Origin of the sequence: Streptomyces sp. NBC_00286 (assembly GCF_036173125.1) — a bacterium.
Taxonomy (GTDB): Bacteria; Actinomycetota; Actinomycetes; order Streptomycetales; family Streptomycetaceae; genus Streptomyces.
In genome coordinates this window covers 7,369,291-7,385,717 of sequence record NZ_CP108054.1, presented here as the reverse complement: position 1 = coordinate 7,385,717, position 16,427 = coordinate 7,369,291, and the positions used below count along the sequence as shown (strand labels likewise).

Genomic DNA, 16,427 nt, shown 5'->3' with positions numbered 1-16,427 from the left:
CGGCGGCCTTCGAACCTGGGCCGCCGCCTTTCCCTCTTCAGACACTCGTGCGCGCCCTACAGTCGCTGAATGATCGTCCCCGTAGCCAGCGCCCCGCCCGCGCACATCGTGACGAGCGCGAACTCCTTGTCCCTGCGCTCCAGTTCATGCAGCGCGGTGGTCAACAGGCGCGCTCCCGTCGCGCCGACCGGGTGACCCAGTGCGATCGCTCCGCCATTCACGTTCACCTTCTCCAGGTCCTGCTCGAAGACCTGCGCCCAGCTCAACACCACTGAAGCGAACGCCTCGTTGATCTCCACGACGTCGATGTCCTTCAGCGTCATGCCCGCCTTGCCGAGTACGGCGCGTGTCGCGTCGATCGGGCCGTCCAGGTGGAAGTGCGGGTCCGAGCCGACCAGGGCCTGGGCGACGATCCGCGCCCGCGGCCGGAGCTTCAGCGCCCGCGCCATCCGCTTCGACGCCCACATCAGAGCCGAGGCGCCGTCGGAGATCTGGGACGAGTTGCCCGCCGTATGCACGGCCGTCGGCATGATCGGCTTCAGGCCGGCCAGGGCCTCCGGGGAGGTGTCGCGCAGCCCCTCGTCCCGGTCGACGAGGCGCCACATGCCGTGACCGGCGCGCTGTTCGTCCTCCGTGGTGGGCACCTGGACGGCGAACGTCTCGCGCTTGAAGCGCTCCTCGGACCAGGCGATCGCGGCCCGTTCCTGGGAGGCCAGCCCCAGCGCGTCGACGTTCTCGCGTGTCAGCCCGCGGTGACGAGCGATCCGTTCCGCCGCCTCGAACTGGTTCGGGAGGTCTACGTTCCACTCGTCGGGCGTCGGCTTTCCCGGCCCGTGCTTGGAGGCCGAGCCGAGCGGCACCCGGGACATGGCCTCGACGCCGCAGCTGATGCCGACGTCCACGACGCCGGCCGCGATCATGTTGGCGACCATGTGCGAGGCCTGCTGCGAGGAGCCGCACTGAGCGTTCACGGTCGTCGCGGCCGTCTCGTACGGCAGGCCCATCGCGAGCCACGCGGTACGGGCGGGGTTGCCCGACTGCTCGCCGGCGTGGGTGACGGCGCCGCCGACGATCTGCTCGACGCAGTCGGCGGGGATGTTCGTACGGCCCAGGAGTTCACGGTAGGTCTCGCCCAGGAGATAGGCGGGATGCAGGTTGGCGAGCGCGCCACCGCGCTTGCCGATCGGCGTGCGTACGGCTTCGACGATGACGGGTTCAGCGGCCATGTTCCCCAGTCCTCTCCTCGCCCTTCACGCATCACGGGCGGCCCGGCCCACCCGGTGCGCTGAACTAGAACGCGTACTAGTTCTCTACGCAGTCTGCTGAGCCCACGCCGTGCACCGCAAGGGTCTTGCACCCCCCGAAGTCGCGATCTGCACGAACTCCGCACGCAATTCGACCCGTCATGCCTATTGCGACTTGTAGAACCCGTTACTACCTTCACGGCAATTCCCGGTACCTGATGGTTCGTCAGAACAGACGCCCACACAGACGTCAACACAACCCCCGGACCAAACCCCGGAACGAAGACCCGGACCAAAACCCCAGATCAAACCCCGTCGCACGACCCGGAGTTGCCGATGCCCTGTCCAGCGCTGCCCGACGGGTTCGATTTCACCGATCCCGATCTGCTGCACCACCGCGTGCCTCTCCCGGAGTTCACCGAGCTGCGTCAGGCCGAACCGGTCCACTGGATCCCCCAGCAGCCCGGCATCGCGGGCTTCGAGGACGAGGGTTACTGGGCCGTCACGCGGCACGCTGACGTCAAGTACGTCTCCACGCACCCAGAGCTGTTCTCCTCCTGGCTCAACACCGCGATCATCCGCTTCAACGAGCACATCCCGCGCGACGCCATCGAGGTCCAGCGGCTGATCCTGCTCAACATGGACCCGCCCGAACACACCCGCGTCCGCGGCATCGTGCAGCGCGGCTTCACCCCGCGCGCGATCCGCGCCCTGGAGGACACGCTGCGCCGGCGCGCCCACTCGATCGTCCAGGAAGCCGTCGCCCAGACCGGCCCCTTCGACTTCGTCACCCAGGTCGCCTGCGAACTCCCCCTCCAGGCGATAGCCGAGCTCATCGGCATCCCGCAGGAGGACCGCCTCAAGATCTTCGACTGGTCCAACAAGATGATCTCGTACGACGATCCGGAGTACGCGATCACCGAAGAGGTCGGCCAGGAGTCGGCCACCGAGCTCATCTCGTACGCCATGAACATGGCCGCCGACCGCAAACAGTGCCCCGCCAAGGACATCGTCACGCAGCTGGTGGCGGCCGAGGACCAGGGCAACCTCACCTCGGACGAGTTCGGCTTCTTCGTCCTCATGCTGGCCGTCGCGGGCAACGAGACGACCCGTAACGCGATCACGCACGGCATGCACGCCTTGCTCACCCACCCAGACCAGTGGGACCTCTACAAGAGGGAACGCCCTTCCACCACGGCCGAGGAGCTCGTCCGCTGGGCGACCCCCATCGTGTCCTTCCAGCGCACCGCGACCCAGGACACGGAACTCGGCGGCCAGCGGATCAAGAAGGGCGACCGCGTAGGCCTCTTCTACTCCTCCGCGAACAACGACCCCGCCGTCTTCGACTCCCCGGAGGTCCTCGACATCACCCGCGATCCGAACCCCCACCTCGGTTTCGGTGGCGGCGGCCCGCACTACTGCCTCGGCAAGTCCCTGGCGACCCTGGAGATCGACCTCATCTTCAACGCCATCGCCGACGCCATGCCCGGCCTCCGCCTCGTCGGCGACCCACGCCGACTGCGCTCCGCCTGGGTGAACGGCGTCAAGGAGCTCCAGGTCAGCGCCAGTTGACCCACGGGGTCGCGCAGAACAGGAGGCGGGGGCACCATCCCCCCATCGCCCCGCCCCCGCCTCCTGCCACCGCGCGATTCGTTCTGCGAGAGGAAGAAACGCGCCAACTGACCGGTAAACGCCGAGAGTTTGTCTGGACAAGTGCCCTGTTTGCCGCGATCCGGCGCGCCCTGTGATCGGTGTCACGAGCTCACTTTGAGTGTGGAGATCCCGGGGAGAAGACGTGACAGAAGTTCACATCTTCGCCCGGCGAGAGATACGCATCGCTACGGCTCGCGCGGCGAGGTTTACAGTTCGCCGCCGGTCGACAGGTATAAACCTTTCCCTTCGGGGCCGCCCTGAGCGTAAGTTGTGGCCGCTTCGCCGGACTGTTCAGTCACTCACGCGCAGACACCAGGGGGATACCTATGTCGATCGACCACAAGTCCAGCCGTGTGTTCCCCTGTGGCTGACGGTACGTCCGGCAGGTCCCGGAACCGGAGCTCCCCACGCTCGCTGCTTGTCGCCGTGGTGGCGGCACCGCTGGTCCTGACCGCCTGCGCATTCCAGGGCGAAGGGGTGGCGGAGAGCAGGTCTACGGTGGATGCGACGGCTCCTGCGGACGGCGAATCCGCCGGGCCCGGGAAGACCGACGTTCGCAAGCCCGAGGACTTCGACTTCGGCCGTCCGGCGGCCACGGCGCACAACGGAGAGGTCGTCGCCTACCTGCCGCGCCTGGACAACCGCCGCGTGGTCGTGCCCCTCACGATGCAGAACACGGGCGAAAAGCGCGCCTCTTACACGGTCACGGTCACGGCCGACAGAGGCGAGAGGGGTGTTCCGGTGACGGTGACGAAGAAGGCCCTCAACGTGGCCTCCGGCACCACCTGGCCGGCCAAGGCCGACATCAGCGCCCCCGGGGCCTGGATCCCCAAGGAAACGAAGATCACCCTAACGGTGACGAAGAACAACTACCCCTTGGGCGACTCTCGCTGAGCTGAAAGGCCAACGGCAGGCCGCTGGCCCCTGGGTCTGATCCCTTGAACCTCACACACCGGTGATTTGGGGTATCGGCTGGTGACCACGGTTGCGGTGAGTCGTTGCATGGCTCGTGAGCCCCTGGCGCCCGCGTCCCAGTGACCGAGTGAACGTTTCCGTGCCGCTCGACGTCTTCGCACGTGACACAGCAAAGTCACAGCCTCGACGACTTCGAACGGAAACGCTGACCGTGGCCTCTGCCGCCGAGCTGTCCCCCGCCCGTCCGCCCTCCGGTCCGGCCGAGCCGGCCACCGGTGGGCGGAAGGAACCGTTCCCGGAACTCAAGGGGTTCTGGCGGCGGCATCGGGTGCCGTTGCTGGCCACGCTTCCGACGATTCCGTTGTACGGGGTGTGGTTCGCGTTTCTCGCCACGGGTGGCGGGGATCTCGCGGCGCAGCAGGCGTGGGCGGAGTTCGCGTCACGGCACGGCGGCTCGGCGTACAGCCTCTTCTGGTACGGCGGGATGCACACCGCCAACTACAGCCTGATCTCCCCGTACTTGATGGCCACCATCGGCGTGCGCACGGTCACGGTCGTCGCCGGGCTGCTCGCCACCTGGCTGGCCGCGGTGCTGATCGTGCGGACCGGGATCCGCCGCCCGCTCGGCCCCGCGCTGCTCGCGTCGCTCGCCCTGTGGTGCAACGTCGCGTCCGGCCGTACGACCTTCGCGCTCGGGGTCGCCTTCGGGCTCGCGGCCTGTGTGCCGCTCACGCGGGAGCGGCGGCTGCCACTGGCCGTGGCTTACGCGGCGCTGGCGACCATGGCGAGCCCGGTGGCGGGGCTGTTTCTGGTGGTGGCGGGCGCCGGTTACGCGCTCGTACGGGACTGGAAGCGGGCCGCCGCTCTCATCGCGCCGCCGTTCGTGGTGGTCGCGGTGATCACGCTGCTGTTCCCGTTCAAGGGCGAGCAGTTGATGCCGGCCGGCCGGATCTGGCCGCCCGTCCTGTTCGGTGTCGTGCTGTTCGCTCTCGCTCCGCGCCGCTGGGGGGTGCTGCGGTGGGGCGGCCTGGTGTACGCGGCCGGGACGGTACTGACGTATCTCATCCCCTCCCCTATCGGCACGAACGTGGAGCGGCTCGCCGAGCTGTTCGCACCGACCGCCCTGCTCGCCGCGCTGCTCGCGCAGAGGGAGCAGCGGGAGAGACGCAGACTCGTCGCCCTCGCCGTGACCCTCGTCGTCTCCGTGACATGGCTGGGCACGAAGACCGTCGACGATCTGCGGATCTCCACCAAGGTGCCCGCCTGGGCCGCCGACACCCGCGGTGTCGTCCGTGCCCTGGACCGGCTCGGCGCCGAGCGGACCCGGGTCGAGGTGGTCCCGGCCCGTAACCATCGCGAGGCCACCGCGCTCGCCCCGCATGTGAACCTCGCCCGTGGCTGGAACCGGCAGTTGGACATCGAGCGCGGGCGGCTCTTCTACGACGGAACGTTCTCGGAGTCGACGTACCGGGCCTGGCTGGACCGCTGGGCCGTCGGCTTCGTGGTGCTGCCCGCCGGGAAGCCGGACGGCTTCGCCGAGGACGAGGCGCGCCTGGTCAGGAGCCGGCCGACCTGGCTGGAGCCGGTCTGGCAGGACGCGCACTGGCAGGTGTTCCGGGTGCGCGACGCGGTGCCACTGGTGACGTCGCCCGGCTCGGTCGTACGGGCCTCCAGCGCCGAGGTCGTCGTACGGATGCCGGGGCCCGGCTCGGTCACCGTGCGCGTCGCCTACTCGCCGTGGCTGTACGCCGAGGGCGGCTGCCTCAAGAAGCGGGGCGAGTTCACGCGGCTGACGGTGACCGAACCGGGGGTGTACCGGATCAGCTCGGGGTACGGTCCTTCGCCTGGTCCGGCTCCGCGATGCTGACCTCGGCGGGCTTGCCGCGCGAGCTGACCCGGGGGCCCTGGAGCAGGTAGGTCAGCGCGAAGCCGATGCCGACGACGGCCGCGCCGCCCGCCGCGTCCAGCACCCAGTGGTTGGCGGTCGCCACGATCGCCGCGATCGTGAACAGCGGATGCAGGAGACCGAGCGCCTTCATCCACCACTTCGGCGCGAGGATCGCGATCACCAGACCGCACCACAGCGACCAGCCGAAGTGCAGCGAGGGCATCGCCGCGTACTGGTTCGTCAGCGCGGTCAGCGTCCCGTAATCCGGCTGGGAGAAGTCCTGCACGCCGTGCACGGTGTCGATATAGCCGAGGCCCGGCATCAGGCGCGGCGGGGCCAGCGGATAGAGCCAGAAGCCGAGCAGCGCGAGGATCGTGGCGAAACCGAGGGCCGAGCGGGCCCAGCGGTACTCGGCGGGCCGGCGCACATACAGGACGCCGAGGACGCTGAGCGGGACCACGAAGTGGAACGACGTGTAGTAGAAGTCGAAGAAGGCGCGCAGCCAGTCGACGTTCACCACCGCGTGGTTGACCCAGTGCTCGATGTCCATGAACAGGAACTTCTCGATCGCCAGGATCTGCTCGCCGTGCTGCTCGGCGGTGGCCCGGGCCGCCTCGTTGGAGCCGCCGTGCGCCTCCAGCCTGACCTGCTGGTACGCGGAGTAGCCGACGCGGATCAGCAGCAGTTCGAGGAGCAGGTTCGGGCGGGAGAGGACCCGGCGCAGGAAGGGCAGCAGGGGTACGTGTTTCCAGCGGGCCTCGACCGGTGGCGCGTACTGCGTGGGGATCGGGACCTGGTAGTGCGGCGAGGTGCGGGACAGGAACGGGACGACGCAGGCGGCGCTGAGTGCGGCGAGCAGGACGACGTTGTCACGCAGCGGGTGGAGCACCGGCATGTTCGGCAGCATCATCTTCGCCGGGAGCGTCATCACCAGGACGACGGCGACCGGCCATACGTACCGGTCCGAGGCCTTCTTGCCGACCCGGCCGACCAGCGCGAGCAGCACCCACAGCAGCTGGTGCTGCCAGGTGGTGGGCGACACCGCGATCGCGACGCAGCCGGTCAGCGCGACGGCGAGCAGCAGCTGCCCGTCGCGGGCGTAGTGCACGGCGCGGCGCAGGCCGAGGAACGCGACGGCCGCGCCGAGCAGCAGGAACAGGGCGATCTCCAGCGGGCCGGTCAGGCCGAACCGCAGCAGGGCACCGTGCAGCGACTGGTTGGCGAGGTCGTCGGCGGGCCGGCCGAGACCGACTCCGGCCAGGTGGTGCACCCAGTACGTGAACGAGTCGTGCGGCATCGCCGCCCAGGCCAGTGCCGTGGTCGCGGCGAAGGTGACGCCGGTGGAGAGCGCGGCCCGGCGGCGGCCGGTGAACCACAGCAGCGGAGCGAAGAGCAGGACGGTCGGCTGGAGGGCGGCGGCGACACCGATCAGCAGTCCGCTGGCCCGTTCCCCCCGGACCGCGAAACAGCCGAGCAGCACCAACAGCACCGGGATGATGCTGGTCTGGCCGAGATACAGCGTGTTGCGCACCGGCAGCGACAGCATCAGCAGGCTGATCGCCACGGGGGCGGCGAGCAGGGCCGTGCGTCTGCTCACCGGCTGCGGCAGGGCACGAGCCGCGACCAGACCGAGCGCGACGACGAGCAGCAGGGTGCCGAAGGTCCAGCCCCAGCCGAGGGCCTGCTCGGCCGCGCGGGTGAGCGGTTTGAGGACGAGTCCGCCGAACGGTGTGCCCGTGAAGCGCGTCGAGTCGTACAGGGATCCGTTCACATGCAGCACGCCGCCCGGGCCGACCCAGGTCTCCAGATCCGTCAGGCGTTCCCCCTTCGGCGTGCTCAGGACGACGGCGACCTGCCGTACCGCCAGTACGGCCGCGACCAGCCAGAGGGCCGCGCGCACCATGCCCAGCCGTGCCTTCGCCGTGCCCGCAGCTCCCGCCGCGAAGGCATCACCTGGTCGTCCACTCTCCACATTCGCCACGCCCCGTCGGCCCTCCCGCCCCGTTGGTCACCCATGCCCCACGGGTGTCAGCTGATCGTTGTCACTGTGCGAGCCCTATGAGGCTCGCACTACCCCCGCGGAGAGACGCAGGCAACCCCCGCTTTACCTGACGTCCTTCCATCTTTTGTCCTGAAGAGGGTGTGGCGCGACCGGAGGTTGCGGTGATGTTCCGGGGACCTGCGTGACCGCCGGGCGGATCCGCCCGTAGCGGTCTATATTCGACGGCGAAACTAGTTAGACCCTCTAACTAGCCAGACGAAAGGCATGGTGCATGACCGAGCCACGGCTCTGGAACGACGTCGACGACTACCTCACCGCGCTCCTCGCCCCACCCGACGACGCCCTCTCCGCCGCACTGCACGACAGCGACGCCGCCGGACTGCCGCACATCAACGTCGCCCCCACCCACGGCAAACTGCTCCACCTGCTCGCCGTGATCCAGGGCGCCCGCCGCATCCTCGAGATCGGCACCCTCGGCGGCTACAGCACCATCTGGCTGGGCCGCGCGCTGCCGGCGGACGGGCGCCTGATCAGCCTCGAGTACGATCCGAAGCACGCGGAAGTCGCCCGCCGGAACCTCACGCGGGCCGGCCTCGACAAGATCACCGAGGTGCGGGTGGGCCCCGCCCTGGACTCGCTGCCGAAACTGGCCGACGAGCAGGCCGAGGACCGCGCTCCCTTCGACCTGGTCTTCATCGACGCGGACAAGGTGAACAACCCGCACTACGTCGAGTGGGCCGTCAAACTCACCCGCCCCGGCAGCCTCATCGTCCTCGACAACGTCGTACGCGGCGGCGCCGTCACCGACGCCACCAGCGACGACCCGTCGATCCGAGGCACCCGCGCGGCCCTCGAACTCTTCGCGTCCCATCCGAAGCTGGACGCTACGGCGATCCAGACGGTGGGGTTGAAGGGGTACGACGGGTTCGCGCTGGCGCGCGTGTTGGCGTAGGACGTCTGCCGTAGGCCGCCTGGTCCCTTTGCGGTATCCGGCTTTGCGGTGGCCGGCTTTGCGGTGGCCGGCTTTGCGGTGGCCAGCTTTGCGGTGGCCGGTGTTGGGGCGCCCGGCCTGCGGGCTCCGGTCTTGCTGCGCCTGGCCTCAGGCCTGGTGATCTCGCGCCTCGTGGCCTCAGACCTCCCGGCCTCGGGCCTCGTGGGCCTCACCCCTCGTGGTAGAAGCCCACGTTCACGCTGCGCGGGGAAGTGCGGTCGTGGATGATCAGTTCGCCGGAACCGTTCTGGGGGAGCCTCGCCGTTCCGCCGTACGGCAGGGGCTGCGGGGTCCCGCCGACCAGCACGAGCCGCACCTCGGACGAGGGGTCGGCGTGCGAGCCCCGCAGCCACGTCACCTGCCACGTCCCGTCCGGCCCGCACAGGAACTCCAGGTGCACCCGCGAGACGAACAGCCAGTCGTCGGGCGTCGCGAGGCGGCAGAAGCCCCGGTCCCGCCCCACCCGCAGCACGGCACCCGGTTCGCTGGGCGAGTCGGCCATCTGCATCCCGGCCGTCGCACCCGCGTCCGCCTCCGACACCGTGGCCATGGTGAGTTCGAGCACGTGCGCTCCTTCGGTTCCCGCAATCCAATGGTTCGGCGCCGGAGCATGGTGGCGCACCGGCGACGATGTATCGCGGCCGAATGATAGATCGCCCGGGTGACATGCCGTCCGGCACACTGGACTACATGACCGAGCGAAAACCTCCCGGTGTCAGCTTCGAGTCCTGGATCGACAAGCAGATCCGTGAGGCGGAGGCGCGTGGGGAGTTCGATCAACTCTCCGGTGCCGGTAAGCCGCTGCCTGCCACCAGCGACACCACGTACGACGAACTGTGGTGGATCAAGCAGAAGATGGCCCGCGAGGGGCTGTCCGTGCTGCCGCCGACGCTGGCGTTGCGGAAGGAGGCGGAGGACGCGCTTGCGCGGGCGTTGGACGCTCCGTCAGAGCGGGTGGTTCGCGAGATCATCACGTCGATCAACGTGAAGATCCGCGACGTGATGTTCCGGCCGCCGCCGGGGCCGCCGCTCGGCTTGAAGCCGTACGACGTCGAGGCGGTCGTACGGGATTGGCGTGACCGCCGCGGTTAGTACGCCTGGTGGCGGACGGTTCCGGGAGCGCCCCTCAGGGGCGCGGGGAACTGCGCGACCAGCCACGACGGGCCCGCAGCCGCGACACGATTGTCACCCGCACCCCCGGCGGGGTCTGGGGCGCAGCCCCCCACGCGGCGGAGCCGCAAATTAATACAGCCGGGAAGGGGCGGGAATGGGGAACTGACCAGCTGCGACGGCCCCGCACTCGCCCACGAACCGAACCCACCCGCCCGGTAGGCGCCCTGCTCAACCGGCGGCGGTTCAGATCCTCAGGAGACGTTCCGCCAGTTCTCGGTAGTCGCGCAGGGCGAGCCGTAGTTGCTCTGTGTCGGCCTTCTCGTCGCCCGGCGTCTGCCAGGACGTGCGGAGGGTGCGGCGGCGCTGGGTTACGGCTTCCGTGAAGCGCTCCGTGACCTCCTCCAGTACCTGGTCCGCCTCCTCCAGAGAATCCCGCGGGCCGTCGACGAAGCCGGCGACCGCATGCTGCAGCCGCAGGGTCCACTTGTCGGCCTCGTCGTGGGACATCAGCCGGCCGGTGGAGCCGCCCACACCCTTGTCGCGACCGATCGTCTTGTCGGGGCTGACTGCCTTGTCGGGACCGATCGCGGCCTCACGCTCCGGCTGCTTCGCCGGCGTCGGCAGACCAGCCATGTTGTCAGTCATACGTCTCAACTCCCCTTGGCGTGGCGCCTGTTGAACGCCCACGGCGCGTGCAGACGTTCGCCGAGGCGGTTCGAGCGGGCGGGGGCGGGCTCGTCGGCCGCGCGGTGGCGCCGCGTGTCCTCGCGACCCGGCGTCACCAGCTCGTCGAAGAGAGCGCGCGCCTCGATCATGGCCTCGCGGAGTTCCTCCGTACCGGTGCGGCTCTCGTCGCCGTCGGCGAGGGGCGCGTGGGCGGCCCGGTGGATGCGCCGGTAGCCGTGGACGTGGTGTGCGTGGTGCACGGAGAGCGCGGCGAGCTGCTCGTCGTAGCGGTCGCCGTCGGGGAAACCGCGGGCCCCGGCCAGTTCGCCGAGCAGCCGGTCCGCCTCGGCCACGGCCTCCCGCGGCGAGTCGACGAACCGCTCCTGGGCGGCGGCCCACCGCGCCTCGTACCGCTCCCGCGCCGCAGGCTCCAACGGCTGCTTGTGCAGCGACCCGTGCCGCTTCACACGGTCCGCGAGCTCGCGTTCGGCGGCCTTGGCGTCGCCGTCGTGCTGGGCGACGGCCCGGTCGTACTCGGGCCCGAAGCGCCGCCGCAGGTTACGCCCGCCGCCGCCCGCTCCGCGGGACGTTGCGAGCCAGACGGCCGCGCCGATGATGATCGCCGCGACCACGATCAGAACAATGATCACGCCAGTGGACATGGAATACCTTCCGGTTACGGCCCGTTGGGGCCGGCTCCCTGCCCGAGTTGCCCTCAGAACGCCGGCCAAACGACACCGGTGCCCGGCTAATTGGCTTGCGGACGGCGGATCGTACGCACGGATAGTGCCCGCCATGACCACTCGTACGTCGACGTCGACGTCCTGGACCGTCGCACCCGAACCCTTCGACTCACCCGCCGCGGCTGCCCTCTGGCGGGCGTACTACACGGAGGTCAGCGACCGCTGGTACCTGCTCCACGAGGGGCACGCCACCGACCCGGCCGAGCTGGAGCGCGAGATCGCCGCCGAGACCGGGGCCGAACTCGCCCCGCCCACCGGGGTGTTACTGCTCGCCCAGTACAACGGCGAGCCGGCCGGCACGGCGGGCGTGCGCCTGCTGGACGCGACCGCGGGCGAGCTGAAGCGAATGTTCGTACGGGCGGACCTGCGCGGCAAGGGCGGAGCCGCCGTCCTCCTCCACGCGGCCGAGGAGGCAGCCCGAGGGCTCGGCGTCGAACGGATGGTCCTCGACACCCGCGGAGACCTGGTCGAGGCCCGCGTCCTGTACGCCCGGCACGGCTACGCGGAGATCGAGCCGTACAACGACCATGACTACGCCGAGCACTGGTTCGCCAAGCGGCTGTGCTCCGCTTGAAGTCCGGCTGAGAACTACGGTTCGTCTGTCTCCGACTCCAGGCGTTCTCGCGTTGGCTCGCCGTAGATGCCCAGTTCGTCGTTGACGCCTCGGGAGCCCTGGAAGCTTCGTACGGAGTTTTCTGTCTGGTCGTCGTACGTGCCTGTCGTGGGGCCTGCGTAGAGGAAGAGCTGGCGTAGGCGGAGTTGGAGTTCTGTGACCTCGTTGCCGGAGTCGCCGGGGCGCAGGACCCGCCCGTTGCTGCGCTCGCCGCCTCCGCCGGAGCCGGGGGGTGCAGAGTCGGCCGGCGGCTCGGTCGACGGTGGGCGGGGCGTGGGGGTTTCGCGGGTCGGGGTGGGCTCGGGCGTGGGCTCCTTGGTCGGCGCGGACGTGCCGGGGGTGGCTGGTTTGGACGGCTTGGTCGGTGGGTCCGCCTGGGGTGGCTGGGCCGGTGGTGACGTCTTCGACGGGCTCAGGGACGGCGGCTCCGGCGAGGGCGCGTCCGGGATGCTCGCGCGCATGTCGCCCGGGCCCGCGCTGTCCCGCGAGGGCGTGTCGTACGAGAAGAACCCGCTCGCGAACCCGGCGGCGGTCATTACCACGGCGCCAACCGCTGTGCCGACGAAGGCGAGCCGACGCCGACGCCCGCGCCGGCGCACGGGCTGCTCGGGCTCGGTCTCGGGCAGGGGACCGGTCACCGGGTCCGGGCCGGGGGTCTGTGCGTCGAACCGGTGGAGGTCCGTCAGTTGGAGGTCTGCCGTGGGGGCGTCGTCGGGCGAATGGGCCTGGGGTGCCGGCGTCGGGGCGGCCTGAGACGGGGTGGCGGCCGCCAGGGGCGAGTTCGGCACCGAGGGGGGCCCGGACTGGTGTTGCCTCGCGGGCGGCGCGGACGGGTGCTGCCCCGAGGGCGGCGCAGATCGGTGCTGCCCCACCGGCGGCGCGAACGGGTGCTGCTCCGAGGGCGGCGCAGGCCGACGCTGCTCCACAGGCGGCTCGGACCGATGTTGCCTCGCGGGTGGCTCGGACTGGTGCTGCCCCGAGGGCGGCCCGGACCGGCGCTGCCCCACCGGCGGCGCGGACGGGTGCTGCTCCGAGGGCGGCGCAGGCCGACGCTGCTCCACAGGCGGCTCGGACCGATGTTGCCTCGCGGGTGGCTCGGACGGGTGCTGCCCCGAGGGCGGCGCAGATCGGTGCTGCCCCACCGGCGGCGCGGACGGGTGCTGCTCCGAGGGCGGCGCAGGCCGACGCTGCTCCACAGGCGGCTCGGACCGATGTTGCCTCGCGGGTGGCTCGGACGGGTGCTGCCCCGAGGGCGGCCCGGACCGGCGCTGCCCCACCGGCGGCTCAGACCGGTGCTGCCCTGCGGCTGGCCCGGACGGCCCTGGGGGTGTCGCGGACGCGCCCGGAGCGCCGGGCTCGACCAACGGGTCGCCCGCCCCGGAGGGCATGTGCTCGACAAACGGGTCGCCCGCGCGCGAGCCTCCGGGCTCGGCCGGTGGGTCAGTCGCCCCAGAGCCCCTGGGCTTGGCCGACGGGTGAGCCGCCCCGGAGCGCCCGGCGCCGGTCAACGGGTCACCCGACCCCGAGCCCCCGGGCTCGCGAAGCGCGTCGCCCGCCCCCGAGGACATCGGCTCGGCCAACGGATCGGCGGCCTCCCAAGACCTGGCCCCGTTTAACGACCCCGGAGGCCCCAAATCCGAGCCCGCGCCCAAGCCACCCGAGCCCGCACCCGAGACACCCGAGCCCTTGCCCGATACACCGGAACCCTCGCCCGATACGCCCGAGCCCAAGACACCCGCACCCGGGCCGCCCGAGTCCACTCCTGAGACGCCCGACCCCGAACCTAAGGAACCCGAGTCCGAACCCAAGGAACCCGAGTCCGAACCTAAGGAACCCGAGTCCGAACCCAAGACACCCGGGTCCACCCCCGAAACCCCCGGCCCCTTCTCCAGGTCGACCTCGTACTCAACCGCCTCCAGATCCACGTACGGCCGGATGCGCAGCGGATCGAAATCCTCCGCTGCGGCAGCCTCCGCGTAGCGGGTTTCCAGGAGTTCGTCCGCCGCCCGCTGAGCGCATGCGCACGAGGGCGCGCCTCCCGGCTCGCGCGGTGTCCCGCATTCCGGGCAGACGTGCACACTCCGGCCACTCACGTATGGATCACTCCCCAAAACGAACTTCAGCGATTATGCAGACCGCCTCCACACCATCTCCCAGCTACCACCAGAATCTCGAACTCCTCTGTGGATTCAACGGGCCATAACCGGTCACACCGACCAGAATGCAAGGACGACGGGGACCCGAGGGCCCCTCGCGGCCGGGAGGTCTGCATGGCCGAGGAAGCGCACCGTACGAACGCCCACGAGACGGCGGACGGGGCTCACCCGCCACCGCCCCGCGACCACTCACGCGGCGCTCCCGGTCAGGAGTACGTACGAGGTGGCGTCCTCGTCTCGATCGGCGCCCTATTGCTGGGCATGCTGCTCGCGGCGCTGGACCAGACGATCGTGTCGACCGCGCTGCCGACCATCGTCAGCGAACTCGGCGGCCTGGACCATCTGTCCTGGGTGGTAACGGCGTATCTGCTCGCGGCCACCGCCGCCACCCCGCTCTGGGGCAAGCTCGGTGACCAGTACGGACGCAAGAAACTGTTCCAGACAGCGATTGTGATCTTTCTCATCGGCTCGGCACTCTGCGGAATGGCGCAGAACATGCCCCAGTTGATCGGCTTCCGGGCGCTCCAGGGCCTCGGCGGCGGCGGGTTGATGGTGCTGTCGATGGCGATCGTCGGCGATCTCGTCCCACCGCGCGAACGGGGCAAGTACCAGGGCCTGTTCGGAGCCGTCTTCGGCGCGACCAGTGTGCTCGGCCCGCTGCTCGGCGGCCTGTTCACCGAGCATCTGAGCTGGCGCTGGGTCTTCTACGTCAACCTCCCGGTCGGCGTGGTCGCGCTCGCCGTCATCGCCACCGTCCTGCGCATCCCCGTCCGGACCACGCGGCACACGATCGACTACCTCGGTACGTTCCTGATCGCGTCCGTCGCCGCCTGCCTCGTCCTCGTCGCCTCGCTCGGCGGCACCACCTGGGGCTGGGCCTCGCCGCAGATCATCGGCCTCGCGGTGCTGGCCGTCGTACTGGCCGTGGCCTTCGTGTCCGTCGAACGGAGGGCCGCCGAGCCCGTACTCCCCCTGAAGCTCTTCCGTATCCGCACCTTCACCCTCTCCGCCGCGATCAGCCTGATCGTGGGCTTCGCGATGTTCGGCGCGATGACGTACCTGCCGACGTTCCTCCAGGTCGTCCAGGGCGTCTCGCCCACAATGTCCGGCGTGCACATGCTGCCGATGGTGGCCGGTCTGCTGCTCGCCTCCACGGTGTCCGGCCAGATCGTCAGCCGGACCGGCCGCTGGAAGGTGTTCCCGATCGCGGGTACGGGCGTCACCACGCTCGGCCTGCTGCTGCTCCATCAGCTCGACGAGAACAGCTCCACCGGCGAAATGAGCGCGTACTTCGCCGTGTTCGGCCTCGGCCTCGGACTCGTCATGCAGGTCCTGGTGCTGATCGTGCAGAACGCCGTCTCGTACGAGGATCTTGGCGTCGCCACCTCCGGCGCCACCTTCTTCCGCTCCATCGGCGCCGCGTTCGGCGTAGCCATCTTCGGCACGATCTTCGCGAGCCGCCTCGCCGACGAGCTGACGGCCGCGCTCGGCGGCCGTCAGCTGCCGCCCGGTATCGGCCCCGACTCGCTCGAGAGCGACCCGCGCGGCATCGCCGAACTCCCTTCCGCCCTGCGCCTGTCGGCCGTGCAGTCGTACGCTTCGGCCATCACGGACGTCTTCCTGTACGCGGCTCCCGTCGCCGTTCTCGGCTTCGTACTGGCCTGGTTCCTGCGCGAGGACAAGCTGCGGGGCTCGGTGACGGTCCCCGACGCCACGGAGACGCTGGCCAGCAATCCGGTGGAGCGGTCCTCGTACGACGAGGTGTGCCGGGCGCTGTCCGTGCTCGGCACGCGCGAGGGGCGGCGCGCGATCTACGAGAAGATCACCGCTCGCGCCGGTTACGACCTGCTGCCCGCGGCGAGCTGGCTCCTGCTGCGCATCCGGCGCTACGGCTGGGCCGAGCCGGGGGTTCTCGCCGAACGCAGCGCCGTCCCGCTGGACGTCATCATGGAGGCGGCCCGCCAGGTCGAGGAACGCCACCTCGCTGTCCGCGAGGGCCTCGACCTCGTCCTCACCACCGAGGGCCGCGAGGTCGCCGCCCAACTCGCCGCGGCCCGCGAGGAGTCCCTCGCCGAGCTGCTGGGCGACTGGTGGACCCCGGACCGGCCTACGGATTTGGCCCAGCTCGTCAGGGAGCTGAGTGCGGAGATGTGCGGCTCGGTGGCGGAACGCCCACGGGTTGCCTCCGGCGGTTGAGCGGTTGGGTTCGTTGTCGACTGACGGTGCGTTGTGATTGCTCGCGCATCCCCGCGGGGTGCCTCCGGCGGTTGGGCGGCTGCGGGTTGAGTGTGGCTGGTCGCGCAGCCGTGCGGGGTGCCTCCGGCGGTTGGGCGGCTGCGGGTTGAGTGTGGCTGGTCGCGCAGTTCCCCGCGCCCCTTGGGTGCGTGGTGGGTGCGGGGCCGCGGTCCGGTGCGTCAGCCCGTCGCCAACAGGGCATACGACC

13 protein-coding genes are annotated in these 16,427 nt (G+C 70.2%); 7 read left to right on the top strand and 6 right to left on the bottom strand.

The features are described 5' to 3' along the window. Positions 1 to 56 precede the first annotated feature (56 nt). A complete protein-coding gene (locus OHT21_RS33460; protein ID WP_328771996.1) occupies positions 57 to 1,226 on the bottom strand; it encodes a steroid 3-ketoacyl-CoA thiolase in 1,170 nt (389 codons plus the stop codon). Between the two features lie 354 nt (positions 1,227 to 1,580). Between OHT21_RS33460 and OHT21_RS33455 the strand changes: the two genes are divergently transcribed. The 3 genes from OHT21_RS33455 (at position 1,581) to OHT21_RS33445 (ending at position 5,679) form a co-directional block, all read left to right on the top strand. Further along, positions 1,581 to 2,816 (top strand): cytochrome P450, encoded by a 1,236-nt coding sequence (locus OHT21_RS33455; protein ID WP_328771995.1) that lies wholly within the window; start codon positions 1,581 to 1,583, stop codon positions 2,814 to 2,816. A 507-nt stretch (positions 2,817 to 3,323) separates the two neighbouring features. Next, entirely contained in the window at positions 3,324 to 3,791 is a 468-nt protein-coding gene (locus tag OHT21_RS33450) for a hypothetical protein (RefSeq protein ID WP_328771994.1), read from the top strand. Between the two features lie 226 nt (positions 3,792 to 4,017). Then, a complete protein-coding gene (locus tag OHT21_RS33445; RefSeq protein ID WP_443050684.1) occupies positions 4,018 to 5,679 on the top strand; it encodes a hypothetical protein in 1,662 nt (553 codons plus the stop codon). Here the strand turns inward: OHT21_RS33445 and OHT21_RS33440 are convergent. After that, entirely contained in the window at positions 5,633 to 7,681 is a 2,049-nt protein-coding gene (locus tag OHT21_RS33440) for a bifunctional glycosyltransferase 87/phosphatase PAP2 family protein (protein WP_328771993.1), read from the bottom strand. The genes OHT21_RS33445 and OHT21_RS33440 overlap by 47 nt on opposite strands. A gap of 292 nt (positions 7,682 to 7,973) precedes the next feature. Between OHT21_RS33440 and OHT21_RS33435 the strand changes: the two genes are divergently transcribed. Further along, positions 7,974 to 8,654, top strand: coding sequence for an O-methyltransferase (locus OHT21_RS33435; protein WP_328771992.1), 681 nt, complete (start codon positions 7,974 to 7,976; stop codon positions 8,652 to 8,654). A gap of 208 nt (positions 8,655 to 8,862) precedes the next feature. Here the strand turns inward: OHT21_RS33435 and OHT21_RS33430 are convergent, their stop codons facing one another. Beyond that, on the bottom strand, positions 8,863 to 9,258 hold the full coding sequence (locus OHT21_RS33430; RefSeq protein ID WP_328771991.1) for a hypothetical protein: 396 nt from the start codon (positions 9,256 to 9,258) through the stop codon (positions 8,863 to 8,865). Between the two features lie 125 nt (positions 9,259 to 9,383). On the opposite strand from OHT21_RS33430, the gene OHT21_RS33425 reads away from it, so the two are divergent. After that, entirely contained in the window at positions 9,384 to 9,785 is a 402-nt protein-coding gene (locus OHT21_RS33425; protein WP_328771990.1) for a J-domain-containing protein, read from the top strand. A 264-nt stretch (positions 9,786 to 10,049) separates the two neighbouring features. Here the strand turns inward: OHT21_RS33425 and OHT21_RS33420 are convergent, their stop codons facing one another. Together OHT21_RS33420 and OHT21_RS33415 are read right to left on the bottom strand one after the other, a co-directional pair. Next, positions 10,050 to 10,451 carry a hypothetical protein gene (locus tag OHT21_RS33420; RefSeq protein ID WP_443050466.1) on the bottom strand — a complete coding sequence of 134 codons (402 nt, stop codon included), beginning with the start codon at positions 10,449 to 10,451 and terminating at the stop codon, positions 10,050 to 10,052. Between the two features lie 5 nt (positions 10,452 to 10,456). Beyond that, the gene (locus tag OHT21_RS33415; RefSeq protein ID WP_328771989.1) at positions 10,457 to 11,134 is read right to left on the bottom strand and encodes a hypothetical protein; all 678 of its coding nucleotides are present in this window, start codon (positions 11,132 to 11,134) and stop codon (positions 10,457 to 10,459) included. Positions 11,135 to 11,267: 133 nt separating this feature from the next. On the opposite strand from OHT21_RS33415, the gene OHT21_RS33410 reads away from it, so the two are divergent. Further along, on the top strand, positions 11,268 to 11,789 hold the full coding sequence (locus OHT21_RS33410) for a GNAT family N-acetyltransferase (protein ID WP_328771988.1): 522 nt from the start codon (positions 11,268 to 11,270) through the stop codon (positions 11,787 to 11,789). Between the two features lie 14 nt (positions 11,790 to 11,803). On the opposite strand, the gene OHT21_RS33405 is transcribed toward OHT21_RS33410, so the two are convergent. Beyond that, entirely contained in the window at positions 11,804 to 12,616 is an 813-nt protein-coding gene (locus OHT21_RS33405) for a peptidoglycan-binding domain-containing protein (RefSeq protein ID WP_328771987.1), read from the bottom strand. 1,482 nt (positions 12,617 to 14,098) lie between these two features. Here OHT21_RS33405 and OHT21_RS33400 point away from each other — a divergent pair. Further along, a complete protein-coding gene (locus tag OHT21_RS33400; RefSeq protein WP_328771986.1) occupies positions 14,099 to 16,180 on the top strand; it encodes an MDR family MFS transporter in 2,082 nt (693 codons plus the stop codon). The last annotated feature ends 247 nt before the right edge of the window (positions 16,181 to 16,427 follow it).